Origin of the sequence: Pseudonocardia halophobica (assembly GCF_027922425.1) — a bacterium.
In the GTDB taxonomy this organism is placed as follows: Bacteria; Actinomycetota; Actinomycetes; order Mycobacteriales; family Pseudonocardiaceae; genus Pseudonocardia; species Pseudonocardia halophobica.
The window spans coordinates 62710-89030 of the sequence record NZ_BSFQ01000010.1 but is presented as its reverse complement, the minus strand read 5'-3'; the positions used below and the strand labels follow the sequence as shown (position 1 = coordinate 89030).

The 26321-nt window shown below is 73.8% G+C and carries 22 protein-coding genes; 10 read left to right on the top strand and 12 right to left on the bottom strand.

Annotated elements, in window-relative coordinates; all coding sequences use genetic code 11:
* Window positions 1–24: 24 nt before the first annotated feature.
* Genes PKE99_RS14310 through tkt form a run of 3 tightly spaced genes read right to left on the bottom strand, consistent with a single transcriptional unit; the run spans window position 25 to window position 5067 of the window.
* Window positions 25–1785 carry a hypothetical protein gene (locus tag PKE99_RS14310; RefSeq protein WP_037038732.1) on the bottom strand — a complete coding sequence of 587 codons (1761 nt, stop codon included), beginning with the start codon at window positions 1783–1785 and terminating at the stop codon, window positions 25–27.
* A gap of 46 nt (window positions 1786–1831) precedes the next feature.
* On the bottom strand, window positions 1832–2944 hold the full coding sequence (gene tal / locus PKE99_RS14305) for a transaldolase (protein ID WP_037038734.1): 1113 nt from the start codon (window positions 2942–2944) through the stop codon (window positions 1832–1834).
* A gap of 29 nt (window positions 2945–2973) precedes the next feature.
* A complete protein-coding gene (gene tkt, locus PKE99_RS14300) occupies window positions 2974–5067 on the bottom strand; it encodes a transketolase (RefSeq protein WP_037038736.1) in 2094 nt (697 codons plus the stop codon).
* 319 nt (window positions 5068–5386) lie between these two features.
* On the opposite strand from tkt, the gene PKE99_RS14295 reads away from it, so the two are divergent.
* Window positions 5387–6370 carry a heme o synthase gene (locus PKE99_RS14295; protein ID WP_081923611.1) on the top strand — a complete coding sequence of 328 codons (984 nt, stop codon included), beginning with the start codon at window positions 5387–5389 and terminating at the stop codon, window positions 6368–6370.
* Between the two features lie 65 nt (window positions 6371–6435).
* Here the strand turns inward: PKE99_RS14295 and PKE99_RS14290 are convergent, their stop codons facing one another.
* On the bottom strand, window positions 6436–8451 hold the full coding sequence (locus tag PKE99_RS14290) for a S9 family peptidase (RefSeq protein ID WP_037038738.1): 2016 nt from the start codon (window positions 8449–8451) through the stop codon (window positions 6436–6438).
* Window positions 8452–8607: 156 nt separating this feature from the next.
* Here PKE99_RS14290 and PKE99_RS14285 point away from each other — a divergent pair, with 156 nt between their 5' ends.
* Window positions 8608–9780, top strand: a complete 1173-nt coding sequence (locus tag PKE99_RS14285) for an MFS transporter (protein WP_051736493.1) — start codon at window positions 8608–8610, stop codon at window positions 9778–9780.
* Between the two features lie 33 nt (window positions 9781–9813).
* Here PKE99_RS14285 and PKE99_RS14280 read toward each other — a convergent pair whose 3' ends face one another.
* The 4 genes from PKE99_RS14280 to mptB all read right to left on the bottom strand — a co-directional run bounded on the left by PKE99_RS14280 (window position 9814) and on the right by mptB (window position 14144).
* Window positions 9814–10770, bottom strand: coding sequence for a COX15/CtaA family protein (locus PKE99_RS14280; protein WP_037038740.1), 957 nt, complete (start codon window positions 10768–10770; stop codon window positions 9814–9816).
* Between the two features lie 25 nt (window positions 10771–10795).
* Window positions 10796–11512, bottom strand: coding sequence for an ABC transporter permease (locus PKE99_RS14275; protein ID WP_051736565.1), 717 nt, complete (start codon window positions 11510–11512; stop codon window positions 10796–10798).
* A gap of 59 nt (window positions 11513–11571) precedes the next feature.
* Complete coding sequence (locus PKE99_RS14270; RefSeq protein ID WP_037039258.1) at window positions 11572–12486, bottom strand: ABC transporter ATP-binding protein; 915 nt, start codon at window positions 12484–12486, stop codon at window positions 11572–11574.
* An 89-nt stretch (window positions 12487–12575) separates the two neighbouring features.
* Window positions 12576–14144: a polyprenol phosphomannose-dependent alpha 1,6 mannosyltransferase MptB gene (gene mptB / locus PKE99_RS14265; RefSeq protein WP_051736494.1), complete on the bottom strand. Its 1569-nt coding sequence runs from the start codon at window positions 14142–14144 to the stop codon at window positions 12576–12578.
* Window positions 14145–14317: 173 nt separating this feature from the next.
* Here mptB and PKE99_RS14260 point away from each other — a divergent pair, with 173 nt between their 5' ends.
* The 7 genes from PKE99_RS14260 to PKE99_RS14230 are packed head-to-tail and all read left to right on the top strand — an operon-like array spanning window position 14318 to window position 20726.
* Window positions 14318–15142, top strand: coding sequence for a helix-turn-helix transcriptional regulator (locus PKE99_RS14260; protein ID WP_081923613.1), 825 nt, complete (start codon window positions 14318–14320; stop codon window positions 15140–15142).
* A complete protein-coding gene (sufB, locus tag PKE99_RS14255) occupies window positions 15139–16575 on the top strand; it encodes a Fe-S cluster assembly protein SufB (protein ID WP_037038743.1) in 1437 nt (478 codons plus the stop codon). The genes PKE99_RS14260 and sufB overlap by 4 nt, the downstream gene beginning before the upstream one ends.
* Window positions 16572–17792: a Fe-S cluster assembly protein SufD gene (sufD, locus tag PKE99_RS14250; protein WP_081923614.1), complete on the top strand. Its 1221-nt coding sequence runs from the start codon at window positions 16572–16574 to the stop codon at window positions 17790–17792. The genes sufB and sufD overlap by 4 nt, the downstream gene beginning before the upstream one ends.
* A gap of 30 nt (window positions 17793–17822) precedes the next feature.
* Complete coding sequence (gene sufC / locus PKE99_RS14245; protein ID WP_037038744.1) at window positions 17823–18578, top strand: Fe-S cluster assembly ATPase SufC; 756 nt, start codon at window positions 17823–17825, stop codon at window positions 18576–18578.
* Entirely contained in the window at window positions 18575–19864 is a 1290-nt protein-coding gene (locus tag PKE99_RS14240) for a cysteine desulfurase (protein ID WP_037038745.1), read from the top strand. The genes sufC and PKE99_RS14240 overlap by 4 nt, the downstream gene beginning before the upstream one ends.
* A complete protein-coding gene (gene sufU, locus PKE99_RS14235) occupies window positions 19864–20316 on the top strand; it encodes a Fe-S cluster assembly sulfur transfer protein SufU (protein WP_037039267.1) in 453 nt (150 codons plus the stop codon). Before PKE99_RS14240 ends, sufU begins: the two co-directional genes overlap by 1 nt.
* On the top strand, window positions 20313–20726 hold the full coding sequence (locus PKE99_RS14230; protein ID WP_037038746.1) for a metal-sulfur cluster assembly factor: 414 nt from the start codon (window positions 20313–20315) through the stop codon (window positions 20724–20726). Before sufU ends, PKE99_RS14230 begins: the two co-directional genes overlap by 4 nt.
* Before the next feature lie 153 nt (window positions 20727–20879).
* On the opposite strand, the gene PKE99_RS14225 is transcribed toward PKE99_RS14230, so the two are convergent.
* From PKE99_RS14225 to PKE99_RS14210, 4 genes are all read right to left on the bottom strand, one after another.
* On the bottom strand, window positions 20880–21947 hold the full coding sequence (locus tag PKE99_RS14225) for an adenylate/guanylate cyclase domain-containing protein (protein WP_081923615.1): 1068 nt from the start codon (window positions 21945–21947) through the stop codon (window positions 20880–20882).
* Between the two features lie 7 nt (window positions 21948–21954).
* On the bottom strand, window positions 21955–22404 hold the full coding sequence (locus PKE99_RS14220) for a universal stress protein (protein ID WP_037038748.1): 450 nt from the start codon (window positions 22402–22404) through the stop codon (window positions 21955–21957).
* Window positions 22405–22486: 82 nt separating this feature from the next.
* Window positions 22487–23686, bottom strand: coding sequence for a lycopene cyclase family protein (locus PKE99_RS14215; RefSeq protein ID WP_051736495.1), 1200 nt, complete (start codon window positions 23684–23686; stop codon window positions 22487–22489).
* 2 nt (window positions 23687–23688) lie between these two features.
* The gene (locus tag PKE99_RS14210) at window positions 23689–24468 is read right to left on the bottom strand and encodes an SDR family oxidoreductase (RefSeq protein WP_037038749.1); all 780 of its coding nucleotides are present in this window, start codon (window positions 24466–24468) and stop codon (window positions 23689–23691) included.
* 141 nt (window positions 24469–24609) lie between these two features.
* On the opposite strand from PKE99_RS14210, the gene PKE99_RS14205 reads away from it, so the two are divergent.
* The gene (locus PKE99_RS14205; protein ID WP_037038752.1) at window positions 24610–26232 is read left to right on the top strand and encodes an ABC-F family ATP-binding cassette domain-containing protein; all 1623 of its coding nucleotides are present in this window, start codon (window positions 24610–24612) and stop codon (window positions 26230–26232) included.
* The last annotated feature ends 89 nt before the right edge of the window (window positions 26233–26321 follow it).

Genomic DNA, 26321 nt, shown 5'->3' with positions numbered 1-26321 from the left:
TCTCGGCTCGGTCTCTCGGCTCGATCAGTCGGTCCGGGTCGCCGGACCCGGGCGCAGCCCCTGGACCGCGCGGGCGAGCGAGACGAGCCCGGCCACCCGGTCCGCGAGGTGCAGCCGCAGCACGGGGACGCCCCGTGCCGCGACGTCGGCCGCGACGCTGCCTGCCTCGGTCAGCGCCAGACTAGTCAGGGCGGGCCCGGGATCGGGAACGAGATCGTCCGGCGGGTCGCCCGTGACCAGGCAGAGGACACCCGGTCGGGGGTCGTCCCGGCGGAACGGCGCCAGCACACCGCGGTCCCGCGGGCCCCAGCCGAACGTCACGGGCACGCCCGCCCGCCGGGCCAGCTCGCCGCGCAGCACGGCCACGGACGCGTCGTCGGCCGGGTCCAGCCACACGGAGAGGGCCAGGTGCCCGCCCGGCGGGACGGCGTCGACCAGCGCCTGCAACGCGGTGCCGGGATCGCCGGCCCCGCCGCTCAGCGACTCCGCCGCGTGGACGTCGACGAGGCCGTCCGACCCCAGCCGCGGAAGGGGCCCCGGTGCGGTCGCGCCCGCGGTGGCGGGGGCCTCGGGGCCGAAGGCCTCGCCGTCGAGCAGGCGGGAGGCCGCCGCGGCGGCGTACTGCCACAGCAGCAGCTCGGCGCCCAGCGGGCCGCCGGTGCGCACGATCTCGTCGGCGGGGTCGCCGGCGAGGTCCTCGTCGTCGTCACTGCCCTCGTCCGGGTCGTCGCCCACCCCGGTGACCTCGGCGAGCAACGCGTCGACGGTCGGCTCGACGCCCGCGTGCCCGATGCTGCCGCCGGACCTCCCGTCGAGGAGCTCGGACAGGTCGTCCGGCGCGGCGTCGGGGTGCCGGGCGGAGGCGGGTGCGAGGGTCGGCCCGTCCGGCAGCCCGTCGGGATCGGTCCCGTCGACGAGCACCGGCGAGCCCCCGGCCGCGGCGACCAGCGCGGCGACCCACTCCGCCAGTGCCGGCGGGCCCTCGGCGGGGTCGAGGCGCACCGCCCCCGCCCCGACGGCGACCAGCACCCCGGCCAGCTCCAGCGCGGGGTTCTCCGCCTCGTCGGCGGTGAGCAGCTCGGCCACCGACCGGGCGTCGTCGAGCGCCTCGCCGACCGGCGCCCCGGCGAGGCCGGCGGGCACCAGCCCGGGTGCCCCGAGCACGGACCACGCGCCGGGCACGTCCCGCTCGGTGGTGATCACGACGGATCCGGCGGCGCGGGCGCTCTCGTCGAGCGGCGAGCCGGCCTCGGTGAGGACCACGGTGCGCTCCGCCGCCCGGCGTGCGCCGACCTCCTCGGCGACGGCCGCGGTGAGCAGCTCGTGCACCGCCGCGATCCACGGCGTGTCGCCCGCCGGGTCCGCGACGACGAGCACCGTTCCGCTCAGGTCGGCGGCCAGCGCGTGCGAGACCGCGCCGGGATCGGGGGAGTCGAGCACCCGGAGCAGGCCGGACTCGCCGGCGAGGACCTGCGCACCGAGGGTCCAGCGCGCATCGCCGACGAGCAGCACGCGCGCGGCGCCCTCCACGCGGAACGCCTCGCGCAGGGCGTCGACCTGGCCGACGAGCGGGCGCGAGGTGCGGGGCAGCGCCGCCCAGCCCAGGCCGTCGCCGGCGGCCGGGCCCCACGCGGAGGGGTCCGCGTCGGTGATCCGGGACGCGACGACGTCCGTGGCGAGCTCGGTGGCGATCCGCCGGGCCTCGCGGGCCAGCGGACCGGTGCCGGGACGGGAACCGCCGCCGAGCTCCACGACGGGGAGCCCGACGGCGGGTCGCGAGGTCACGGGGGTGAGCCTCCTGGGGTCGTGCGGTGCGGCCTGGTTCGCGGCCCTACTTCGCGGCGTCGAGCTGCTGCTGCACCGACTCCTGCAGCTCGGACCACGACTTCTCGAACTTGTCCACGCCCTCGTTCTCGAGGGTGAGGAAGACGTCCGTGAGGTCGATGCCGACGCGCTCGAGGTCGTCGAACACCTGCTGCGCCTCGGCGGCGGTGCCGGTGACCTTGTCGCCCTCCACCTCGCCGTGGTCGGCGAAGGCCTGCAGGGTCTTCTCCGGCATGGTGTTGACGACGTTCGGGACCACGAGCTCGGTGATGTACATCGTGTCCGGGTACTCGGGGTTCTTCACGCCGGTCGAGGCCCACAGCGGCCGCTGCCGCCGGGCGCCCTTGGCCTCCAGCGCGGCCCACCGCTCGGAGCCGAAGACCTCCTCGTAGGCGGCGAAGGCCAGCCGCGAGTTGGCGACGCCCGCCTTGCCCTTGAGCGCCTTGGCCTCGTCCGTGCCGATCTTGTCGAGCCGCGCGTCGATCTCGGTGTCCACCCGGGACACGAAGAACGAGGCGACCGACGCGATCCGGGAGAGCTCCTGGCCGTTCTTGTCGGCCTGCTCGAGGCCGCTGAGGAACGCCTCCATGACGGCCTTGTACCGCTCGACCGAGAAGATCAACGTGACGTTGACGCTCACGCCCTCGGACAGCGCGCGGGTGATGGCCGGCAGGCCGGGCTCGGTGGCCGGGATCTTCACCAGCAGGTTCGGCCGGTCGACGGCCTTCCACAGGTCGAGCGCCTGGGCGACGGTGGCCTCGGTGTCCCGGGCCAGGGTCGGGTCGACCTCGAGCGACACGCGCCCGTCGATCCCCTGGGTGGCCTCCCAGGTGCCGCTGAAGACGTCGCAGGCCTGCTGCACGTCCGCCACGGTGATCTCGCGGATCGACGCCGCGATGTCCGCGCCGCGGCCCGCCAGCTCGTTGACCTGCGCGTTGTAGGCCTCGCCGTTCTTCAACGCGGCGGCGAAGATGGTCGGGTTGGTGGTGACGCCGACGACGGACCGCTCGGTGATCAGCTCGACCAGGTTGCCGGACGTGATCCGCTCGCGGGACAGGTCGTCGAGCCAGATGGAGACGCCCGCCTCGGACAGCGCGGCGAGCCGTTCGTTGGTGCTCATTGCCGGTACTCCTTCTTCAGGTGGCGGGTTCAGGACTTGCCGAGGCTCGCGCGGGCGGCGTCGACGACGGCCTCCGGCGTGAAGCCGAACTTCTCGAACAGCGTGGCCGCGTCGGCGCTGGCGCCGTAGTGCTCGATGCTCACGATCCGCCCGGCGTCGCCGACGAACCGGTACCACGGCATCGCGATGCCGGCCTCGACCGCGACGCGGGCCTTCACCGACGGCGGGAGCACCGAGTCGCGGTACGCGGCGTCCTGCGCGTCGAACCACTCCACGCAGGGCATGGACACCACACGGGTGGGAACGCCGTCCGCCTCGAGGGTCTTCCGGGCGGCGACCGCCAACTGGACCTCGGAACCGGTGGCGATGATCACGACCTGCGGGTCGCCGTCGGAGGCGTCCGCCAGGACGTAGCCGCCCTTCTTGACGCCCTCGACCGAGGTGCCCTCCAGCGTCGGCACGTTCTGCCGGGTGAGCGCCATGCCGACCGGGCCGTCCTGCCACTCGATGGTGGCCTTCCAGCCGGCGGCGGTCTCGTTCGCGTCCGCCGGGCGCAGGACGGAGAGGTTCGGGATCGCACGCAGCGCGGCGAGGTGCTCGATCGGCTGGTGGGTCGGGCCGTCCTCACCGAGGCCGATGGAGTCGTGCGTCCACACGAAGATGGCCGCCGACTTCATCAGCGAGCCGAGCCGCACCGCCGGCCGCATGTAGTCGCTGAACTGCAGGAAGGTGCCGCCGTACGGGCGGGTCGGGCCGTGCAGGGCGATGCCGTTGAGGATCGCGCCCATCGCGTGCTCGCGGACGCCGAAGTGCAGCGTGCGGCCGTAGGGGGTGGCGTTCCACATCTTGGTGGCGGCGCTCTTGGGGCCGAACGAGTCGGCGCCCTCCATCGTGGTGTTGTTGCTCTCGGCCAGGTCGGCCGAGCCGCCCCACAGCTCCGGCAGCACCGGGGCCAGCGCCTTCAGCACCTCGCCCGACGCCTTGCGCGTGGCGAGGCCCTTCGCGTCCGGCTCCCAGGTGGGCAGCGCGTCGGCCCAGCCGTCCGGCAGGGCGTTGGCCAGCAGCCGGTCGAAGAGCTGCTTGCGCTCCGGCTCGCGCATGGCCCAGTCGTCGAAGGCGTTGCGCCAGTGGTCGATGGCGCCGCCCTGGCGCTCGCCGACCGAGCGGGTGTGCTCGAGCACCTCGGGGGCGATCTGGAAGCTCTCGTCCGGGTCGAAGCCGAGGATGCGCTTGACCTCGGCGACCTCGTCCGCACCCAGGGCGGAGCCGTGCGCCTTGCCCGTGTTCATCTTGGTCGGCGCCGGGAAGCCGATGACCGTCCGGAGCAGGATGAACGAGGGGCGGCCGGTCTCGGCCTTGGCCTTCTCGATCGCCTCGAGGATCCCCGAGACGTTCTCGCCGCCCTCGACGACCTGGACGTGCCAGCCGTAGGCCTCGTAGCGCTTCGCGGTGTCCTCGGACAGCGCGATGGTGGTGTCGTCCTCGATGGAGATCTTGTTGTCGTCGTAGAAGACGACCAGGTTGCCGAGCTCCTGGCGGCCCGCGATGGACGACGCCTCGCTGGTCACGCCCTCCTCGATGTCCCCGTCGGAGGCGATGACGTAGATGAAGTGGTCGAACGGCGAGGACCCCTCGGGGGCGTCCGGGTCGAACAGGCCGCGCTCGCGGCGCGAGGCGATGGCCATGCCGACCGCGGAGGACAGGCCCTGGCCGAGCGGCCCCGTCGTCATCTCGACGCCGTTGGGGGTGGCCTCCAGCTCCGGGTGGCCCGGGGTCTTGGAGCCCCAGGTCCGCAGCGCCTCCAGGTCCTCCATCTCCATGCCGTAGCCGGCGAGGAAGAGCTGGATGTAGAGCGTGAGGCTGGAGTGGCCGGCGGAGAGCACGAACCGGTCCCGCCCGACCCAGCCCGGGTCGCTCGGGTCGTGCCGCATGACGCGCTGGTAGAGCAGGTACGCCAGCGGCGCGAGGCTCATGGCGGTGCCGGGGTGACCGCTCCCGCACTTCTGCACGGCGTCGGCCGCGAGCACGCGGATCGTGTCGACGGCCCGCTTGTCCAGCTCGGTCCAGTCGTCCGGAACGTGCGCCGTGGTCAGCGCTGCGATGTCGGGCTCCGTCACAGACACGCCTGAAGCTCCTGTCCTCGTGGGTGGGGGCGCCGACCTACCCGGCGAGGGCAACGTCCATGCCCCTCGGGTCCGCCACGTCCTCGACGGCGTGGACCGGTCGGCGCGTCCGGCTCGACCCCGGACTCTAGCGGCCGGGGGACGGACGCCGCCCGATCCTGCGTCGATCGGACACCGACGGGACTACCCCGGGACCCCGGCGCGCACTCCACCGGTTAGCATCGACGCGTTGTAGAAGTCGGTCCGTGGGCTGTGGGTTCGATACGGGCCGGTGGACGCGGCACCCACCACAGTCCGTCGGCATGCGAGGTAGCAACTGGTGAGCGCACCCGTCTCACACCGGGGAGCGGCCGAGAGGCCCGAGCGGACGGGCACCCCGGGGCAGGCGTCGCCGGCACCCGCCCGCGGCCGGCTCGCACGGTTCCGGGACACGGTGCGCGCCTATCTGGGCCTCACCAAGACGCGCATCATCGAGCAGCTGCTCGTGGTCACGGTCCCGGCGATGATCCTCGCCGAGCGCGCCATGCCGTCGGTCTGGCTGATCCTGGCCACCCTGGTCGGCGGCGCGATGGCCGCCGCGAGCGCGCACGCCCTCAACTGCGTGGCCGACGCCGACATCGACGCCAAGATGAAGCGCACGTCGCGGCGGCCCACCGCACGCGGCGAGGTGCCCCGGCGCAACGCACTGATCTTCGGCCTGGTGCTCGGCGCGCTGTCGGCGGTGTGGCTCTGGGCCACCACGAACCTGCTGTCCGCGTTGCTCTCGGTGGCCGCGATCGCGTTCTACGTGCTCGTCTACACGCTGGTGCTCAAGCGGCGGACCTCGCAGAACATCGTGTGGGGCGGCGCCGCGGGCTGCATGCCGGTGGTCATCGGCTGGTCGGCCGTCACCGGCACGGTCGGCTGGCCCGCCCTGGTGATGTTCGGTGTCATCTTCTTCTGGACGCCGCCGCACTTCTGGGCGCTGGCCATGAAGTACAAGGACGACTACGCCGCCGCCGAGGTGCCGATGCTCCCGGTCGTGGCCACGCCGCGGCAGGTGTCGGTGCGGATCGTCGCCTACTCCTGGGTGATGGCGCTGTGGACCTTCCTGCTGCTGCCGGTCACCTCGTGGATCTACGCCGCGTTCGCACTGGCCGGCGGCGTCTACTTCGTGGTCTCGGCGCACCGGCTGCACGCCGGGGTCAAGGCGGGCCGGGAGGTGGCGCCGATGCGGCTGTTCCACCTCTCCAACCTCTACCTCTGCGGCCTCTTCCTCACCATCGCCGTCGACGCCGCGATCGGCCTGCCGACCGTCCTCTGACCTGCGGCTTCGCCGCCTGTGCGCGGTAAGTGGTGCTGGAGCACCACTTACCGCGCACAGGCGCGTCAGCGCAGGAGATCGGGGGTCTGCCAGGGCTCGCCGAGGACGTGGTGGGCGAGGAAGGCGTACACGGTCTCGTACCAGAGCACGGCGTGCTGCGGCGTGAGCACCCAGTGGTTCTCGTCCGGGAAGTACAGGAACCGGTGCGGGTTGGCGGCCGGGTCCGGCACGCGCGACTGCAGGTCCCACCACAGCCGCAGGCCCTCGCCGATCGGGACGCGGTAGTCCTTGTCGCCGTGGATGACCAGCATCGGCGTGGTGATCGCGTCGACGTGGTGGTGCGGGCTGTTCGCCGCCGCCATCTCCGGGGTCATCTCGGTGAGCCAGTAGTCGGCGAAGTCCGTGGTCGGGCCGAACTGGTCGAGCGCCCAGAGGCTGGCGTGCGTGACGATCGCGCGGAAGCGGCCGGTGTGCCCGGCGATCCAGTTGGCCATGTAGCCGCCGAACGAGCCGCCCATGGCCGCGGTGCGCGAGGCGTCGATCTCGGGGAGGGCCTCGGCGACGTCGGTGAGGGCCATCAGGTCGATGAAGGGCGGGCCGCCCCACGCGCCCCAGCCGCGCTGCACGAACGCCTGGCCGTAGCCCGTCGACAGCGCGGGGTCGGGGAGCAGCACGGCGTAGCCGCGAGCCGCCATCAGCCACGGGTTCCAGCGCCACTGCCAGGCGTTCCAGCTGTTCAGCGGCCCGCCGTGCACCCAGAGCAGCAGCGGGGCGGGCTCGCTGATGTCCGGCAGCACGAGCCAGGCGCGCAGCGGCGAGCCGTCCTCGGCCGTGGCCGTGACCTCGGTGAGCGTGCCCGGCAGGGCCGGTGCCTCCGCGGGTCCGGGCAGCGGTGTGGGCTGCGGGTCCGGGGTGTGCGCGTCGAGCCGGACCGGGGCCGGCGGGCTGTCGACGGCCGACCGGAGCGCGAAGACGGAGGCGCCGTCGGGCGAGACGACCGGGTCTGTGTAGGCCCCGTGGTCGCCCGTCAGCCGCGTGACGGCGCCCGACCCGACCTCGATCCGGAACAGCGGCCCGCGGCCCTGCTCGTCGGCCGTCACGACCAGCGCGGACGAGTCGGGCGTCCAGGCCAGGGCGCTCGGCCAGCGGTCCCAGTCGGCGGCGAGCTCGCGGGCCTCACCCCCGGCGAGCGGGACGAGGACGAGTGTCATCCGGGGGGCCCGCTCGGGCGCGGAGCGGCGGGTCCGCACCGCGGCCACGGTGCTGCCGTCCGGGCTGACGCGCGGCGTGCCGTAGTCGTGATCCGCGTCGTCGAGCACAGTGCGGCGTTCGCCGGTGGCGGTGTCGAACGCCACCACGACCGACCGGGACACCCCGTGGCCGTCCGACACGGTCCAGCCGGTCACCGCGGTGCGGCCGTCCGGCGCGATGTCGGCGCTGGTGTCGACGAGCGCGCGGCCCGGGGCGGGGGTGAGGTCGGTCCACGGCTCGCCGGGCTGCGCGCCCAGCAGCCGGGCCTCGTCGGGGCCCAGGTCGTGGTCCCAGAACCGGACCGGGTAGCCGTCGTGCAGGATCGCCGAGACCTTCTTCTCGGTACGGGCCTTCCGGCGGGCGGCGTCGTCGTCGCCGGTCACGGCCCCGGGGAGGGTCGCCGAGGTCACGAGCAGGGTGCCGGCCTCGCGGGCCACGAGCGGGGTGGCGATCCCGCCCGGCCGGGTCCGGACGACGTGGGCCTCGCCGCCGCCGGCGGGCAGCGACCAGAGCGCGGCCGTGTCCGGCGCGTCGGCGCTCGCGTCGGGATCGGGTCGGGCGGAGACGAAGAGGAGATCACCCTCCGGGGTGAAGACGGGCGACGACTCGCCCTTGGGGCCGCGGGTGAGCCGGCGGGCCGGGGCCTCGCCGGCCGGGTCGACCTCCCACAGCGCGGGCCGCCACGCCGTCCGGTCGCGGTCGAGCCCGGCGACGGTCGTGACCAGCCGGGACCCGTCCGGGGAGAGGGCGAGCCCGGCGAGGCGGGGGAGCGCGACGAACGACTGCAGGTCGGCGAACGAGGTGGGGGGCGGGGACACGGGATCGGACACGTGCCATACCTACACCGTGACGTCCGTCGGGAGGGGAGGGTTCCGGCGGCACGCGGCGTTGCGCCGGTCGGACGCGACGGAAGAATGGCCGCGGCACGACGGAAGGGGACCGGGGTGACGTCATCGACCGCAGCGCGGGCGACCGGACGGCGGGTGATGAGCAGGGGCGCGGGGACGGCGGTCGTCGCCGTGACGTTCGTCGTCACCATGATCGGGACCACCCTCCCGACGCCGCTCTACCCGCTCTACGAGCAGCGGTACGGGTTCGGCGGCCTGATGGTGACGGTCGTCTTCGCGACCTACGCCGTGGGCGTCGGCGCCGCGCTGGTGGTGCTCGGCAACCTCTCCGACCGGATCGGCCGGCGGCCCGTGCTGCTCGCCGGGCTGGCGGCCGCGGTGCTCAGCTCGCTGGTGTTCCTGATTCCGGTGGAGCCGGCGCTGTTCGTGGGGCGCTTCCTGTCCGGGGTCTCGGCGGGCATCTTCACCGGCACCGCCACGGCCACGATCATCGACCTCGCCCGCGAGGACCGGAAGGCCCGCGCCGGGCTGGTCGCCGCGGCCGTCAACATGCTGGGGCTGGGGCTCGGGCCGGTGCTCGCCGGCATCCTCGCCCAGTACGCACCGCTGCCGTTGGACCTGTCGTACCTCGTGCACGCGGCGCTCGTGATCGCCGCGACCGTGGCGCTGTGGTTCGTGCCCGAGCCCGTCGAGCAGCGCCGGCCCTTCCGCATCGAGCCGCTGCGGGTCGGCGGGGTGCCGGAGGAGGTGCGCGGGGTGTTCGTCCGCGCCGCGATCGGCGGGTTCGCGGGGTTCGCCGTGCTGGGCCTGTTCACGGCCGTGTCGCCGTCCGTGCTGGTGCAGGTGATGGGGCGGAGCAGCCACGTCGTCGTCGGGCTCGTGGTGTTCCTGATGCTCGGGGCGTCGGCGCTGGGGCAGCTGCTGTCGTTCTCCGTCCCCGAGCGGGTGGCGTTGCCGGCCGGCTGTGCCGGGCTGGCGGTCGGTGTGGCGCTGATCGGGACGGGCATCGCGACGGCCTCGCTCGCCCTGTTCTGCACGGGCGCCGCGATCGCCGGGCTGGGGCAGGGGATGAGCTTCCGGGCCGGGCTGGGCGCGGTCGGCTCGCGCGCCCCGCAGGCCGTCCGTGGCGCGGTGGTCGCGACGTTCTTCCTGGTCCTCTACGTCGCCATCTCGCTGCCCGTGATCGGGGTCGGTGCCGCCGCCCAGGCCTTCGGGCTGGTGCCGGCGGGAGTGGTGTTCTCCGCGATCATCGCTGTACTCGCGCTGGTGGCGCTGGTGCTCACGGTTCGGGCGAGCCGCCGGGAAGCGTGAGTTCCGGGGGGCTGTGCTGCTTCACACCTGCCCTCAGCGGCTGGCGGCGAGGGTGGGTTCCGAGGTCGGGGACTCGACAGCGGGGACGGCGGGGGCGCGGCGGCTCGTGGCCGCCCAGACCCCCGCGGCGGCGGCGGTGGTGAGCGCCGCACCGAGGACGTGCAGGGCGACCAGAACCTCGGGCACCCCGAGCGCGTACTGCACCCCACCCAGCGCACCTTGCGCCAGCACCACGACCACGAGCACGCCGTAGCGGCGCTTCAGCCGGGCGTCGGCACCGGCCGTCCACAGCGCGAAGCCGAGACCGACGAGGAGACCGAGGTAGGCGAACAGCAGGTCCGCGTGCAGCTGCGCCAGTGCGGGCACGCCGATGTCGAGGCGCGGGGTGGCGGCGTCGCCGGCGTGCGGGCCCGCGGCGGTGACGAGCGTGCCGGCGACCAGGAGGGCACCGAGCACCACGCTGCTGACCACGGTCAGCATCCGGACCGGCCGCGGGACCGTGCGCGTGACCGGGCCGCCGCCGGTGGCCTCGTCGACGAGCTCGACGGCCAGCCACACCAGGATCGTCGAGGCCAGGAAGTGCGGCATGACGCTCCACCACACCAGCCCGGCGAGCACGGTGAACCCGCCGATCACGGCCTGCGCGACCACCCCGAGCGGCATCGCCAGCGCCAGCCAGGTGAGCCGGCGGCGGCGCGGGCGCGTGTTCAGCGCCGCGAGGAAGGTCAGCCCGGCCACGACCACGAGGAACACCGACAGCAGCCGGTTGCCGAACTCGACCCACTGCGTGAGCGGCGCGATCTCGGGGTGCGGCTCCGGGACGAGCGAGCCCGGGAAGCAGTTGGGCCACGTCGGGCAGCCCAGGCCGGAGCCGGTCACCCGCACGACGGCCCCGGTGACCATGATCCCGGCCTGGCCGATCAGCGACAGGATCGCCAGCCGCCGCATCCACAGCGGGGACGTCGCCGGCACGCGCCGCAGGAGGTTCACGACTACAGATGGTAGAAGATGCGCCTCAGCGCAGGCGGACGGCCTTCACCGCCACCCCGCCGGCCACGACGGCCCACGCGACCAGCACCAGGACCGGGCCGATCCCGGGTGCCGTCCCCGCCACGAGCGGCGCGCGGAGGCCCTCGGCCAACGCTCCCGACGGCAGCGCCGCGGCCACCGCGGCGATCCCGGCGGGCAGCTGGTCGAGCGGGATCACGATGCCGCCGCCGAGCAGCAGCACGAACCACACGAGGTTGGCGACGGCCAGCACCATCTCCGCGCGGAGCGTGCCGCCGAGCAGGATCCCCAGCGCGCCGAACGCGGCGCAGCCCAGCAGCACCATCAGCAGGGCCCAGCCCAGGCCGGCGGCGTCGGGCCGCCAGCCGAGCAGCGCCGCGACCACCCCGAGGATCACCAGCTGCACCACGACGACGGCCAGCACGGCCGCGAGCCGCCCGGCCACCAGCAGCCACCGGGGCAGAGCGGTGGCGGCGAGCCGCCGGATCACGCCGTAGCGGCGGTCGAAGCCCAGTGCAATGGCCTGGCTGGTGAAGGCCGTGGACATCACCGCGAGCGCCAGGACGGACGGCACCACGGAGTTCACCCGCGGCTCGGGCAGCGGGACGACCCGCAGCACCGACAGCCCGACGAGCAGCACGACGGGGATCAGCAGGGTGAGCAGCACCTGCTCGCCGTTGCGCAGCGCCAGCCGGGTCTCGGTGCCGGCCTGGGCCAGCAGCATCCGGCCGAGCTGGCCCCGCCCGGGCGCGGGGGTGAAGGTGCCCGGTGCGAAGAGCTCGCTCACGACCGCAGCTCCCGTCCGGTCAGGTCGAGGAAGACGTCCTCGAGGCTGCGCCGGGCGACCTGGACGTCGTCGGCGAGGGCGCCCTGGCCCGCGCACCAGCCGGTGATCGCGGAGAGGACGTGCGGGTCGATGCGTCCGCGGACGACGTACCGGCCCGCCACGGTCTCGGCCGCGCGGTAGCCCGCGGGCAGCGCGGCGGTGAGGGCCTCGACGTCCATGCCGGTGCGCGCGCGGAAGCGCAGCTCCTGCTCGTCCCCGCCCGAGGTGAGCTCCGCCGGGCTGCCGGCGGCGACGACCCGGCCGTGGTCGACGATCACGACCTCGTCCGCCAGCGCCTCGGCCTCCTCCATGAGGTGCGTGGTCAGCAGGACCGCGACCCCGTCCCGGCGCAGCGCGGAGACGAGCTCCCACACCACCCGGCGGGCCTGCGGGTCCATGCCCGCGGTGGGCTCGTCGAGCACCACGAGCTCGGGCCGCCCGACGACCGCGCAGGCCAGCGCGAGCCGCTGCTGCTGGCCGCCGGAGAGCCGCTTGTACGGGGTGCGGGTGGCCCCGGAGAGGCCCAGGACGTCGATCAGCCAGGCGGGGTCGAGCGGGTTCGCGGCGCAGGCCGCCACCACGCGCAGCATCTCGCCGGCCTTGACGCCGGGGTAGGCACCGCCGCCCTGCGGCATGATCCCGATCCGGGCGCGCAGCGCGTCGGGCGCGCCGGCCGGGTCGAACCCGAGGACGCGGACCTCACCGGAGTCGGCGCGCAGGAAACCCGTGCAGACCTCGATCGTGGTGGTCTTGCCGGCGCCGTTGGGGCCGAGCAGCGCGAGCACCGAGCCGCGGCGCAGCGTGAGGTCCAGCCCCGCGACGGCCGTGGTCGCGCCGAACCGCTTGACCAGGCCGCGCACGGACACGGCGATGTCCGCCGCGGACTCCGCGACGGGCGCGGCAGGGTCCGGAGCGGCCTCGCCCGACCGGGCCGACGGGGGGATCTGCACAGCCGACGAGTCTAGGCAGGGGTCCGGGCGGCGGGCGCGGCACCCGGATCGCGGGCCGCCTCGCGGCGCAGGGCGCGCCGGACCAGCAGCAACCCGACGAGCAGGACCACGGCGCCCGCCACGATCCCGAACGGCAGCTGGTAGGCCCGGAAGTTGAAGTCCGCCCCGGTGGGCGGGACCATCAGTGCGATCACCGCCGACGCGGCCAGGGCGAAGCGCCGGTAGCGCGGCATCCCGCGGGTGGCGGCGAGCGGGATCGCGGCCCAGAGCAGGTACCACGGGTGCACCACCGGCCCCAGCAGCACCACGGCCCCCAGCCCGACACCCACGCCCGTCACCGGGTCGACCAGGCCCTTGAGGCACAGCCACAGCAACCACCCGCAGGCGACCGCGGCGGCGAGGCCGCCGAGCCCGCGGGTGATGGTCAGCGTGGTGTCGGTGTGGTCGCCGAGCCCCGCGAGGATGCCGATCTGCCCGGAGAGCTGGCCGAGGTCCGTGGACAGCGACATCCAGCTGCGGATGGTGTTGGCCGTGCCCTGGGTGGAGATCCAGCCGAAGCCCAGCCCGGTGCCGACCCCGATGACGGCGTAGACCGCGACGGCGACGCCGGCGAGGGCCGCGGCCGCGACCACGACGTCCCGGACCCGTCCGCCCCACCGCCGGGCCAGGTCCATCCCGAGGAACCCGAGGGCGAGCAGCGCGGGCAGCTTCACCGAGGCGCCCAGCGTGATGAGCACCGCGCCCGCGACCCAGCGCGGCCACGGGACCGGCACGTCCCGCTCGCCGAGCGCCAGGTGCAGGCCGGCGAGCAGCAGGCCGAGCATCAGGGCCTCGTTGTGGATGCCGCTGACCAGGTGGAACAGCACCAGCGGGTTGGCCGCGCCGAGCCACAGCGCAAGGCCGGGTTCCACGCCGCAGCGGCGGGCCAGCTTCGGCAGCGCCCACAGGATCAGGGCCACGCCGCCCAGCGCCAGCGCGCGGTGGGCCAGGACGCCGAACACGACGTCGTTGCCGGTCAGCGCGGTGATCCCGCGCCCGACGACGAGGAACAGCGGCCCGTACGGCGCCGGTGTGTCCCGCCAGATCGTCGGGATCGTGCGGGTCAACGGGTCGTCGACGCCGAGGGCCTGCGCCGGGCCGAGGACGTAGGGGTCGAGCCCGCGGGCGACGATCGCCGACTGCGCGAGGTAGCTGTAGACGTCCTTGGAGAACATCGGCGGCGCGACGGCCAGCGGCAGCGCCCACAGGATCCCCGCCCGGCCGAGGGAGAGCCGGTCCGGCGCGGGCGGCACCGCGCCCCGCGCCGAGAGCATCCGCCCGATCCACAGCCAGGCCAGCACGAGCATGCCCATGCCGGCGTAGGTCAGGGCGATCGCGAGCGTGGCGTTGCGGGAGGGAAGGCCGATCAGCCGCAGGCCGTTGAGCGGGTTGGGGACGGGCAGCGCCCCGGCCCCCAGGGCGCCGACGGCCATCAGCAGGGCGCCGGTCAGCCCGAGCCGCCGGGCGAGCCGGGCCGGATCGGCCCCGGCGGGCCGGTCCACCGGCGGCGACCCGGTCGGGTCCAGGGCGGGGGCGGCCATGCCGGGAGCGTATCGACCGGCCTCGGGACGACCGCCCGGAGCCGGGCTCCCGGCACTGCGGACGGCCCGCCACGGGCGGACGAACGGCACCGGACGGGTGCTCATGGTGAGTCCGATCACCTGCCCGGGGGGCCGCCTTTGCCGCGCCGGGGCATATACGCAACACTGGTGTTGTGAAAACAGCCGGACCGAGCACCACGACCCGGGCGCCGCAGGCGTCCGCCGTCGCCGTGCCCGCACCGGCCGGGCACGTGGCGCACGTCCCCGCCCATGCCGAGGGACGCACGCGGCTCGCCGTGGCCCGGCTCCTGCTGGAGCAGGGGCCGATCACGGCCGCGGAGGTCGCCGCCGAGCTGGAGCTCTCGGCCGCCGCCGTGCGCCGGCACCTGGACGCGCTGATCGCCGACGGCGAGGCGGAGACCCGGGACGCGCCGCGGCGCACCCGGCGCTCGCGCGGCCGTCCGGCCAAGCACTTCCTGCTCACCGACGCCGGCCGGGTCCGCTTCGGGCACGGCTACGACGACCTCGCCACCTCGGCCCTGCGGTTCCTCGCGGCGCACGCGGGGGAGCAGGCCGTCGGCGAGTTCGCCCGCTCGCGCGTGCACGAGCTCCTCGGCGGCGCCGAGGACGAGATCCACGCGGCCGGCACGCCGGAGGAGCGGGCCGAGGCGCTCGCGAAGGTGCTCACGTCGCGGGGCTACGCCGCGGCGGCCCGCGAGGCCGGGCACGGCGTGCAGCTGTGCCAGCACCACTGCCCGGTGGCCCACGTCGCGGCGGAGTTCCCGGAGCTATGCGAGGCCGAGACCGCGGCCTTCGCGGAGGTCCTCGGCACGCACGTGCAACGCTTGGCCACCATCGCGCGCGGCGACTCCGCGTGCACCACCCACGTCCCCACCGTGTTCCCGGAGGCTCCCGAACGCCTCCGTACCGGGCAGCGCCCGGGACCGTTGGGGCAGCAAGCGACCACCACGTCCCCGAGAGGGAGGCAGTCTTCATGACGACCACTCCTGAGGTGAAGCCAGGGCTCACGCAGGAGGAGACGCTCGCGACGCTCGGCCGGTACGACTTCGGCTGGTCGGACCCGGACGTCGCCGGCGCGTCCGCCCGTCGCGGCTTGTCCGCCGACGTGGTGGCCGACATCTCCCGCCTGAAGAACGAGCCGCAGTGGATGCTCGACTTCCGGCTCAAGGCCCTCGACCTGTTCGAACGCAAGCCGATGCCGCGGTGGGGCTCCGACCTCTCCGGCATCGACTTCGACAACATCAAGTACTTCGTGCGGTCCACGGAGAAGCAGGCCTCCAGCTGGGAGGACCTGCCCGAGGACATCAAGAACACCTACGACAAGCTGGGCATCCCGGAGGCCGAGAAGGCCCGCCTGGTCGCCGGTGTCGCCGCGCAGTACGAGTCCGAGGTCGTCTACCACCAGATCCGCGAGGACCTGGAGGAGCAGGGCGTCATCTTCCTGGACACCGACACCGGGCTGCGCGAGCACCCGGAGCTGTTCCAGGAGTACTTCGGCTCGGTGATCCCCAGTGGCGACAACAAGTTCTCCGCGCTGAACTCCGCCGTGTGGTCGGGCGGCTCGTTCATCTACGTGCCGCCGGGCGTGCACGTGGACATCCCGCTGCAGGCCTACTTCCGGATCAACACCGAGAACATGGGCCAATTCGAGCGGACGCTGATCATCGCGGACGAGGGCTCGTACGTGCACTACGTCGAGGGCTGCACCGCGCCGATCTACAAGTCGGACTCGCTGCACTCGGCGGTCGTCGAGATCGTCGTCAAGAAGAACGCCCGGGTCCGGTACACGACCATCCAGAACTGGTCGAACAACGTGTACAACCTGGTCACCAAGCGTGCCAAGGCCGAAGAGGGCGCCACCATGGAGTGGGTCGACGGCAACCTCGGCTCGAAGGTGACCATGAAGTACCCGGCCGTGATGCTGATGGGCGAGCACGCCAAGGGCGAGGTCCTGTCCATCGCGTTCGCCGGCGAGGGCCAGCACCAGGACGCGGGCGCGAAGATGACGCACCTGGCGCCGAACACGTCGTCGACGATCATCTCGAAGTCGGTGGCGCGCGGCGGCGGGCGCACGTCGTACCGCGGCCTGATCCGGGTCAACCCCCGGGCCAAGAACTCGAAGAGCACGGTGAAGTGCGACGCGCTGCTGGTCGACACGATCAGCCGCAGCGACACCTACCCGTACGTCGACATCCGCACGGACGACGTGCAGATGGGCCACGAGGCCACCGTCTCCAAGGTGTCGGACGACCAGCTCTTCTACCTGATGAGCCGCGGGCTCACCGAGGACGAGGCCATGGCGATGGTCGTGCGCGGGTTCGTCGAGCCCATCGCGCGCGAGCTCCCCATGGAGTACGCCCTCGAGCTGAACCGCCTGATCGAGCTGCAGATGGAGGGTTCCGTCGGATGACGGTTCCGAACACAGCCCCCGAAGTCGCGGGGCTCGCCCCCGAGCTGGCCGGCGCGAAGGAGGGGCAGGGCGAGAAGCCCGTCCTCTCCGCCGGTGAGCGCTTCACCTCGTACGACGTCGAGGCCTTCGAGGTCCCCCGCGGGCGCGAGGAGAACTGGCGGTTCACCCCGCTCAAGCGCCTCAAGGGCCTGCACGACGGCAGCGCGGCGCTCGACGGCCGGGCGCCGGTCACGGTGCCGGCCGCCGAGGGCGTGACCGTGGAGACCGTCGGGCGGGACGACGCGCGGATCGGAGAGGGCGGCGTCCCCGCCGACCGCGTGGCCGCCCAGGCCTGGTCGGCGTTCGCCGAGGCCACCGTCGTCACGTTCGACGGCACCCCGGAGCCCCTCACGATCACCGTCGACGGCCCGGGCGCCGGCTCGACGGCCGCGGGGCACCTGCAGCTGCGCACCACCCCGTTCGCCGAGGCCACCGTGGTGCTCGAGCACCGCGGGTCCGGCGTGCTGGCGGACAACCTGGAGGTCGTGCTCGCGGACTCCTCGCGGCTGACCCTGGTGGTCACCGAGGAGTGGGCGGACGACGCCGTGCACGTGTCGGCGCAGCACCTGTCGATCGGCCGGGACGCGACCCTCCGGGTCGTGTCGGTCTCGCTCGGCGGGGACCTCGTCCGCGTCAGCCCGACGGTGACCTACCGGGCCCCGGGCGGCGACGTCGACCTGGTCGGGCTGGGCTACGCCGACGCGGGGCAGCACCTCGAGCAGCGCCTGCTGGTCGACCACGCGGTGCCGCACTGCAAGTCGAACGTGCTCTACAAGAACGCCCTGCAGGGCCGCGCGGGCACCACGGACGCGCACACCGTGTGGATCGGCGACGTGCTGATCCAGGCGGAGGCGGAGAGCACCGAGACCTTCGAGTTCAACCGCAACCTCGTGCTCACCGAGCACGCCCGCGCGGACTCGGTGCCGAACCTCGAGATCGAGACCGGCGAGATCGTGTCGGCGGGCCACGCCAGCGCGACCGGCCGCTTCGACGACGAGCAGCTGTTCTACCTGCAGAGCCGCGGCATCCCCGAGGACCAGGCCCGGCGTCTGGTGGTCCGCGCGTTCTTCGGCGAGATCCTGCAGCGCATCCCGACCCACGGCGCAGGCGCCCTCCCGGCGCTGCGTGAGCGGCTCGACGCGGCCATCGAGGCCGAGCTCGCCGTCACCGGCGTCTAGCCCTTCCCACCACAGGAGTTCCGAACAGCGATGTCCACCCTGGAGATCAAGGACCTGCACGCGTCGGTCAGCACCGACGACGGTCCGAAGCCGATCCTGCGCGGGGTCGACCTGACCGTGAAGGCCGGGGAGACCCACGCGATCATGGGGCCGAACGGCTCCGGCAAGTCCACGCTCGCCTACGCGATCGCGGGCCACCCGAAGTACGAGATCACCTCGGGCCAGGTCCTGCTCGACGGCGAGGACGTGCTCGAGATGACCGTCGACGAGCGGGCCCGCGCCGGTCTGTTCCTCGCCATGCAGTACCCCGTCGAGGTGCCGGGCGTCTCGATGGCGAACTTCCTGCGCTCGGCGGCCACCGCGATCCGCGGCGAGGCCCCGAAGCTGCGCACCTGGGTCAAGGAGGTCAAGGGCGCGATGGCCGACCTCGAGATCTCCGAGGAGTTCGCGGACCGCTCGGTCAACGAGGGCTTCTCCGGCGGCGAGAAGAAGCGCCACGAGGTGCTGCAGCTCGCCCTGCTCAACCCGAAGATCGCGATCCTCGACGAGACCGACTCCGGTCTCGACGTCGACGCCCTGCGGGTCGTGTCCGAGGGCGTGAACCGGTACCGCTCCCCGGAGAACGGCGTCCTGCTGATCACGCACTACACGCGGATCCTGCAGCACATCACCCCGGACTTCGTGCACGTCTTCGCCGGCGGACGCGTCGTCGAGTCCGGTGGCCCCGAGCTGGCGGACGACCTGGAGAAGAACGGCTACGAGCGGTTCGTGAAGGTCGCGTCGTGACCACCCTCCAGACCCCCACGGCGGGTCTGGACGTCGCCACGATCCGCGACGACTTCCCGATCCTGTCGCGCACCGTCCGCGAGGGGCGCCCGCTGGTCTACCTGGACTCGGGCGCCACCTCGCAGCGCCCGCGCCAGGTGCTCGACGCCGAGCGGCTCTTCCTCGAGACGCACAACGCGGCCGTGCACCGCGGCGCGCACCAGCTCGCCGAGGAGGCCACGGACGACTACGAGGCCGCGCGGTCGAAGATCGCCGTCTTCACCGGTGCCGAGCCCGAGGAGCTGGTGTTCACCAAGAACGCCACCGAGGCGATCAACCTCGTCGCGTACGCGATGAGCAACTCGTCGATCCGCACGGGCCTCGGCGCGGAGTCGGAGCGGTTCGCGGTCGGGCCCGGCGACGAGATCGTCGTCACCGAGCTGGAGCACCACGCCAACCTGGTGCCCTGGCAGGAGCTGTGCCGGCGCACCGGCGCCACGCTGCGCTGGTACTCGGTCACCGAGGACGGCCGGATCGACCTCGACTCGCTGGAGCTCAGCGAGCGCACCAAGGTCGTGGCCTTCGCCCACCAGTCCAACGTCCTGGGCTCCCTCGCCCCGGTCGAGGAGCTGGTGCGGCGGGCACAGGCCGTCGGCGCGCTCACGGTGCTCGACGCGTGCCAGTCCGTCCCGCACATGCCGGTCAACCTGACGGAGCTCGGCGTCGACTTCGCCGCCTTCTCCGGGCACAAGATGCTCGGCCCGTCCGGGGTCGGCGTGCTCTACGGCCGCACCGAGCTGCTCGACGCGATGCCGCCCTTCATCACCGGCGGCTCGATGATCGAGATGGTGCGGATGGAGGGCTCGACCTACGCCCCGCCGCCGCAGCGGTTCGAGGCCGGCGTGCCGATGACGTCGCAGGCCGTGGGCCTGGGCGCCGCCGTGGACTACCTGTCCGCGATCGGCATGGACGCGGTCTTCGCGCACGAGCGGGAGCTGACGAGGGTCGCGCTGGACACGCTGCGCGAGGTCGAGGGCGTGCGGATCATCGGGCCGGACTCGCTCGAGCAGCGGGGCGGCGCGGTGTCGTTCGTGGTCGACGGGGTGCACGCGCACGACGTCGGGCAGGTGCTCGACGACCGCGGCATCGCCGTGCGGGTCGGGCACCACTGCGCCTGGCCGCTGCACCGGCGCTTCGGAATCGCGGCGACCGTCCGGGCGTCCTTCCACGTGTACACCACGGTGGAGGAGGTGGCCCAGCTCGCCGACGGCGTGCGGGCCGCCCGGGAGTTCTTCGGGGTCGCGTGATGCAGCTCGAACAGATGTACCAGGAGATCATCCTGGACCATTACCGCCAGCCCCACGGGGCCGGCCTGCGGGACCCGTTCGACGCGGAGACCCACCACGTCAACCCCACCTGCGGGGACGAGGTGACCCTGCGGGTCAAGCTCGACGGGGACGGCGCGAACCGGACCGTGCAGGACGTGTCCTACGAGTCCCTCGGCTGCTCGATCAGCCAGGCGTCGACGTCGGTGCTGACCGACCTCGTCGTCGGCAAGAGCGTCGAGGAGGCGTTCCGGATCCTCGAGTCCTTCCAGGAGATGGCGCAGAGCCGCGGCAAGATCGCGGGCGACGAGGAGGTCATCGGCGACGGCATCGCGTTCGCCGGGGTCTCCAAGTACCCGGCGCGCGTGAAGTGTGCTCTGCTGGGCTGGATGGCGTTCAAGGACGCGGTGGCGCGGGTGAAGGAGGAGGCATGAGCGACAACACCGCCGGGACGACCGACCCGGAGATCGTCCGGGGGGCGGCCGGCATGCCGGAGCCGCCGGCCGCGCAGGCCGCCGGCGAGGGCCCCTCGCTCGACGACATCGAGGAGGCCATGCGCGACGTGGTCGACCCCGAGCTCGGGATCAACGTCGTCGACCTGGGTTTGGTCTACGGCCTGAAGGTCGAGGACAACAAGGCGATCATCGACATGACCCTGACGTCGGCGGCCTGCCCGCTGACGGACGTGATCGAGGAGCAGGCCCGCTCCGCCCTCACCGGCGGCAGCACCGGCGGCCTGGTCGAGGACATCACGATCAACTGGGTCTGGATGCCGCCGTGGGGTCCCGAGAAGATCACCGAGGACGGCCGCGAGCAGCTGCGGGCCCTCGGCTTCCGCGTCTGAGTAATCGCACTATGGAACCATGATGCGCAGAGAGGGTTCTCGAACGCGCATTATGGTTCCATAGTGCGTTCAGAGTCGGCTCCGAAGCGCATTATGGTTCCATAATGCGTCCAAAACAGTTCGAGAATCGCATGATGGCTCCATAGTGCGCTGTCAGCCGCCGTCGCCGCGCTCGCGCAGCAGGTAGGGCTGCAGGTGCCGGTAGCCCCGGACCTGCAGGGGCTTGAGCCGGCGCACACTGAACCGCTCGTCGTCCTCGATTCCGTGCGCGACCTCGCGGTCGACCAGCACCGTGTCCGGGCGGGCGTGGGTGGTGAGCCGGGCGGCGATGTTGACCGGCTCGCCGTAGACGTCGCCGAAGCGCAGCAGCACGTCCCCGGCGGCGAGCCCGATCCGCAGCGGGGGGAGCGAGGGCTCGCGGCGCACCCGGTCGCGCAGCCGCAGGGCCAGCCAAGCGGCCCCGGCGGGCTCGTCGGTCACGAACAGCACCTCGTCGCCGACGGTCTTGACGAGCCGCCCGCCGCACTCGGTGATCACGTCGGTCGTGCTGGCCTCGAAGTGCTCGATCATCTCGGACAGCTCGGCGGGGGAGCGCCGGCGCGTGGTGCGGGTGAAGCCGACCATGTCCGCGAACCCGACGCTGAGGGTGCGGGTCTCGGCGGCGGTGTCGGCGGCGGGGTCGTCCTGGATCCCGCCGACCACGAACCGGGACATCGTGGCGGCCAGGTGCCGCCGCCAGATGTAGACCTGCAGCAGCTCGAGCTTCGGCAGGAGCCCGGCGGTGAACTCCACGGCCTGCTCGGCGGAGACCTGCCCGGCGCGGTCGGCCAGCATCCGGGCCAGCATGCCGATCTGCCACTCGGCGAGCCGCGAGACCGACTGGGCGACGGCCCGCAGCATCGCCTCGCGGACGTCGGCGGGAATGGCCGCCGCCGCGGGGTCGCGGCCGAGCATCGACGCGGCCTGGACGTCCCGGTCGGTGAAGAACACCGCGTCGTCGGGCACTTCGGGGAAGCCGAGGGCCCGCCAGAGCCGCACACCCTCCTCGTCGGAGAGGCCGGCCAGCTGGACGACCTCGGCGCGGGTGTGCCGCCGCGGGCCGCCCAGGACGATCTCCTCGAGTGCCGTGACGAGTGCGGTGGACTCGTCGAGCCGCCGCCGCTCGCCGCGGTCCGCGGCCGCGAGGAACGCCTCGAGGTCCCGGACCCAGCCCTCGCTCACGGGCTGCTCAGGTGGTGTGCACGATCAGGACGTCGACGCCGGAGCGGCGGGCGACGTCGGACGGGACCGAGCCGAGGATGCGGCCGCTGAGCGTGTTGAGGCCCTTGTTGCCCACCACGAGCAGGTCGGCGTCGTGCTCCTTGACCGCCTTGCGCAGCACGTCGGCGGGGGCGCCGTCCTCGGCGACCTTGGTGATCTTGGTGGCGCCGACCGCGGCGGCCTTGTCCTCGGCGGTGCGCAGGGCCTCCTCGGCGGGCGACCAGCCACGCACCTGGTAGGCCTCCGCGCCGAGCGCGTCCTCGGCCTCGAGGGTGTCCTCGCGGGAGGCCGGCGTGTAGGCCGAGACGAGCACGAGCTCGGCGTCGGAGTCGCGGGCGACGGCCGCCGCGCGCTCCACGGCGACGTACGAGGTCGGGGATCCGTCCGTGCCGACGACGACGGTGGTGTAGGCGGACATGTGCCCTCCGGGGGATCGGTCACACGATGGTCCCCGCAGATTACCGGCGGGTAGTTCGTTGACCTGCCCCGACTCGCGAGCGTCACCCGGTGGTGGCGGGCCGGGCCCGGGGCAGCAGCGCGGGACCCACGAGCCGGGCGCGCAACGGCCAGTCCGCCCGTGCCCAGAGCGCCCGCATCGCGGCGGCGGTGCCGGGCAGGTCGGCGCGGCCGGTGAGGTAGGCCCAGCGGTGGTGCGCGGGCAGGCCGAGGAACACCTCGAAGAACGCCGGCACGCGGTCCGGCGGCATGCGCAGCAGCGCCTCGAGCCCGCGGTGCCGCAGCACGTGCACCGCGCGTGCCTGCGCCGGCCACACGACCGACCGCGCCGCGCGCCGGGGCGCGGACCCCGCGAGCGCCTCCGCGAGCAGCGGGGCCAGCCGCAGCGCGGTCGCCACCGAGAAACCGGTCGCGGGGTGGACCAGCGCACCCGCGGCGCCGAACGCGGGCCCGGGGGCGAGGGTCGCGCCGATCGGCCCCTCGACGGGGAAGCGGACGCGTTCCTCCTCGGCGTCGGCGGGCGGCCGCACCCCGCGGTGCGCGAGGCGGGCGTGCAGCCGCTCGCGCAGCTCGGGCAGGGACAGGCCGGGTCGGCGGGCCAGCGACGTCTCCTCGACCAGCACCCGGCCGCCGCCCAGCGGGACGGCGTAGAGGAAGGTCGGCCAGGCGCCGCCGGGACGGTGATGGTCCTGCCGCCAGTCCATGAACAACGCCTCGCCGGGCGCCACCAGTGGAGCGGCGACGGCCTCGTCGACGACCAGCCCGTACGCGGTCTGCTCGGCGGCGGGACGACGGTCGCGGCGGTGCCCCGTGGCGTCGACGACGAGCCGCGCGGGGATGCACCCGTCGGCCAGCCGGGCGTACCCGGGCTCGCTGCCCACCACCTTCGCCCGGTGGACGGTCACGCCGCTCAGCCCGGCGTCGAGGTGGGCGCGCAGGGCCGCGGTGTCGAGCACCGTGTACTCCCAGCCCAGCCGGTGCTCGGTGAGCGCCACGGCACGGCCCCGCGCCCGCGTCGCCACCACCTCCGCCGGCAGGTCCGCCGGCAGCTCGCCCGCCCACGCCGCGTAGGTCGCGCGCCAGGGGCGGTCCGGAGCGGGGTCGGCGAGAGCGGTGCGCAGGCCGGTCCGCGCGCAGGCGGCGGCGAGCGCGCGCCCCGCCGGGCCGCCGCCGGCGACCAGCACGTCGACCGCGCCCGGGGGAGGGGCCGGGACGTGCGCCGTCCCTGCCGCGGGCTCCCGCACGTTCAGCCGTTCCCCCCGGAGGCCAGGGCTCCGCCGTCGAGCCGGACGGTCTCGCCGGTGATCCAGCCCGACGCGTCGGACACCAGGAACCCGACGGCCGCGGCGACGTCCTCGGGGGTGCCGAGCCGCTTCATCGGGTAGCGGTTCGCCACGCCCTCCTCGTCCCGCTCGTACAGCGCGGCCGCGAACCGCGTCTTGACGACGGCGGGGGCCACCGCGTTGACCCGGATGCCCGGGCCGAGCTGGCCCGCCAGCTCCTCGGTGAGCCGGATCAGTGCGCCCTTCGACGCCCCGTACGCCCCGATGACGCCGGTCGCCCGGATCCCCGCCATCGACGCGACGTTCACGATCGCGCCGCCGTGCTCCCGCATCCACGCCCGGTACGCGAGCTGCACGAACCCCAGCGGGGCGACCACGTTGACGTCGAAGATCTTCGAGACGGCGCCGAGGTCGGCGTCGACCAGCGGCCCGTACTGCGGGTTGATGCCGGCGTTGTTCACGAGGATCGCGAGGTTGCCGAACTCCTCGACGGTCCGCGTGACCGCCTCCGCGCGGTGGGCGGCGTCGCCCGCGTTGCCGGCGATCGTCAGCACGCGCCCCGGCGCGCCGAGCTCCGCGGCCGCGGCCTCGAGGTCGGGGAGCTTGCGGCCGGTGATCGCGACGGACGCGCCGCGGGACAGCAGCTCGGCGGCGACCGCGAGCCCGATCCCGCGGCTGGCGCCCGTGACGAGCGCGGCGCGACCGGCGAGGTCCCCCGTGCCGTCGGCGGTGACTTCGGTCATGGCGGTGACCCTACGGGGGAAATCGGGGTGCGCGTGCCGGTAGCCTGGTGGCGTGATCCTGATCGAGTAGGCGCCGCGCCCGGGCACACGTGTGCCCGCAGGCCGCCCTCCTCGTCCGACCCCGTCCCCGGAGTCCTTCTCATGATCACCGCCACCGACCTCGAGCTGCGCGCCGGCTCCCGCATCCTGCTGTCCGGTGCCACCCTGCGCGTCCAGCCCGGCGACCGGATCGGCCTCGTCGGCCGCAACGGCGCCGGCAAGACCACCTCCATGCGCGTGCTGGCGGGGGAGGGCGAGCCCTACGGCGGCACCGTCACCAGCAACTCGCCCGTCGGCTACCTCCCGCAGGACCCGCGCGAGGGCGACCTCTCCGTCACCGCGAAGGACCGGGTGCTCTCCGCGCGCGGCCTCGACGAGCTGCTGCGCAAGCTGGAGAAGGTCCAGACCGCGATGGCCGAGCTGGTCGACGGCCCGGAGAACGAGAAGGCCGTCCGCGAGTACGGGCGGCTCGAGGAGCGGTTCGCCGCCCTCGGCGGGTACGCCGCCGAGAGCGAGGCCGCCCGGATCTGCACCAACCTCGGGCTGCCCGAGCGGGTGCTGAACCAGCAGATCGCCACCCTGTCCGGCGGGCAGCGCCGGCGCGTCGAGCTGGCCCGGATCCTGTTCGCGGCGTCGGACGGCGGCTCCCAGAGCGCCACCACGCTGCTGCTGGACGAGCCGACCAACCACCTCGACGCCGACTCGATCACCTGGCTGCGCGGGTTCCTGCAGTCCCACGAGGGCGGGCTCGTGGTGATCAGCCACGACACCGACCTGCTGGCCGCCGTGGTGAACAAGGTGTGGTTCCTCGACGCCACCCGCGGCGAGGTCGACCAGTACAACATGAACTGGAAGCGCTACCTCGAGGCGCGCGCCACGGACGAGAAGCGCCGCCGCCGCGAGCGGGCCAACGCCGAGAAGAAGGCCTCGGCGCTGCACGCCCAGGCCGCGAAGATGGGCGCAAAGGCCACGAAGGCCGTCGCGGCCAAGAACATGGCGCGCCGGGCGGACGAGCTGCTGGCCGGGCTCGAGCCCGAGCGGCAGGCGGACCGGGTGGCCAAGATCCGGTTCCCCACGCCGGCCCCGTGCGGGCGCACGCCGCTCACCGCCGAGAACCTGTCCAAGGCCTACGGGTCGCTGGAGGTGTTCACCGGCGTCGACCTGGCCGTCGACCGCGGGACCAAGGTCGTGGTGCTGGGCCTCAACGGCGCCGGCAAGACCACCCTGCTGCGGCTGCTGGCCGGGACCGAGAAGTCGGACTCCGGCGGGGTCGTGCCGGGTCACGGGCTGCGCACCGGGTACTTCGCGCAGGAACACGACACGCTCGACATGGACGCCAGCGTCTGGGACAACATCCGGCACGCCTCGCCCGACGCGCCGGAGCAGCAGCTCCGCACGGTCCTGGGCACGTTCATGTTCTCCGGCGAGCAGCTGGAGCAGCCGGCGGGCACGCTCTCCGGCGGCGAGCGGACCCGGCTCGCGATGGCCGGGCTGGTCTCCAGCGCGGCGAACGTCCTGCTGCTCGACGAGCCCACGAACAACCTCGACCCGGCCAGCCGGGAGCAGGTGCTCGACGCGCTGCGCCGCTTCGAGGGGGCCGTCGTGCTGGTCACCCACGACCCGGGTGCCGTCGAGGCACTCGAACCCGACAAGGTGATCGTGCTTCCGGACGGTACCGAGGACCACTGGTCGGCGGACTACCTGGAACTCGTCCAGCTGGCGTAGGCCATCCGCCCGTGACGCGGAGGTGACCTCACCGTCGCGAGAGCGCCCGCAGCGATCACCCGTCCGCGTGATCCGAACGGGGGAACCGT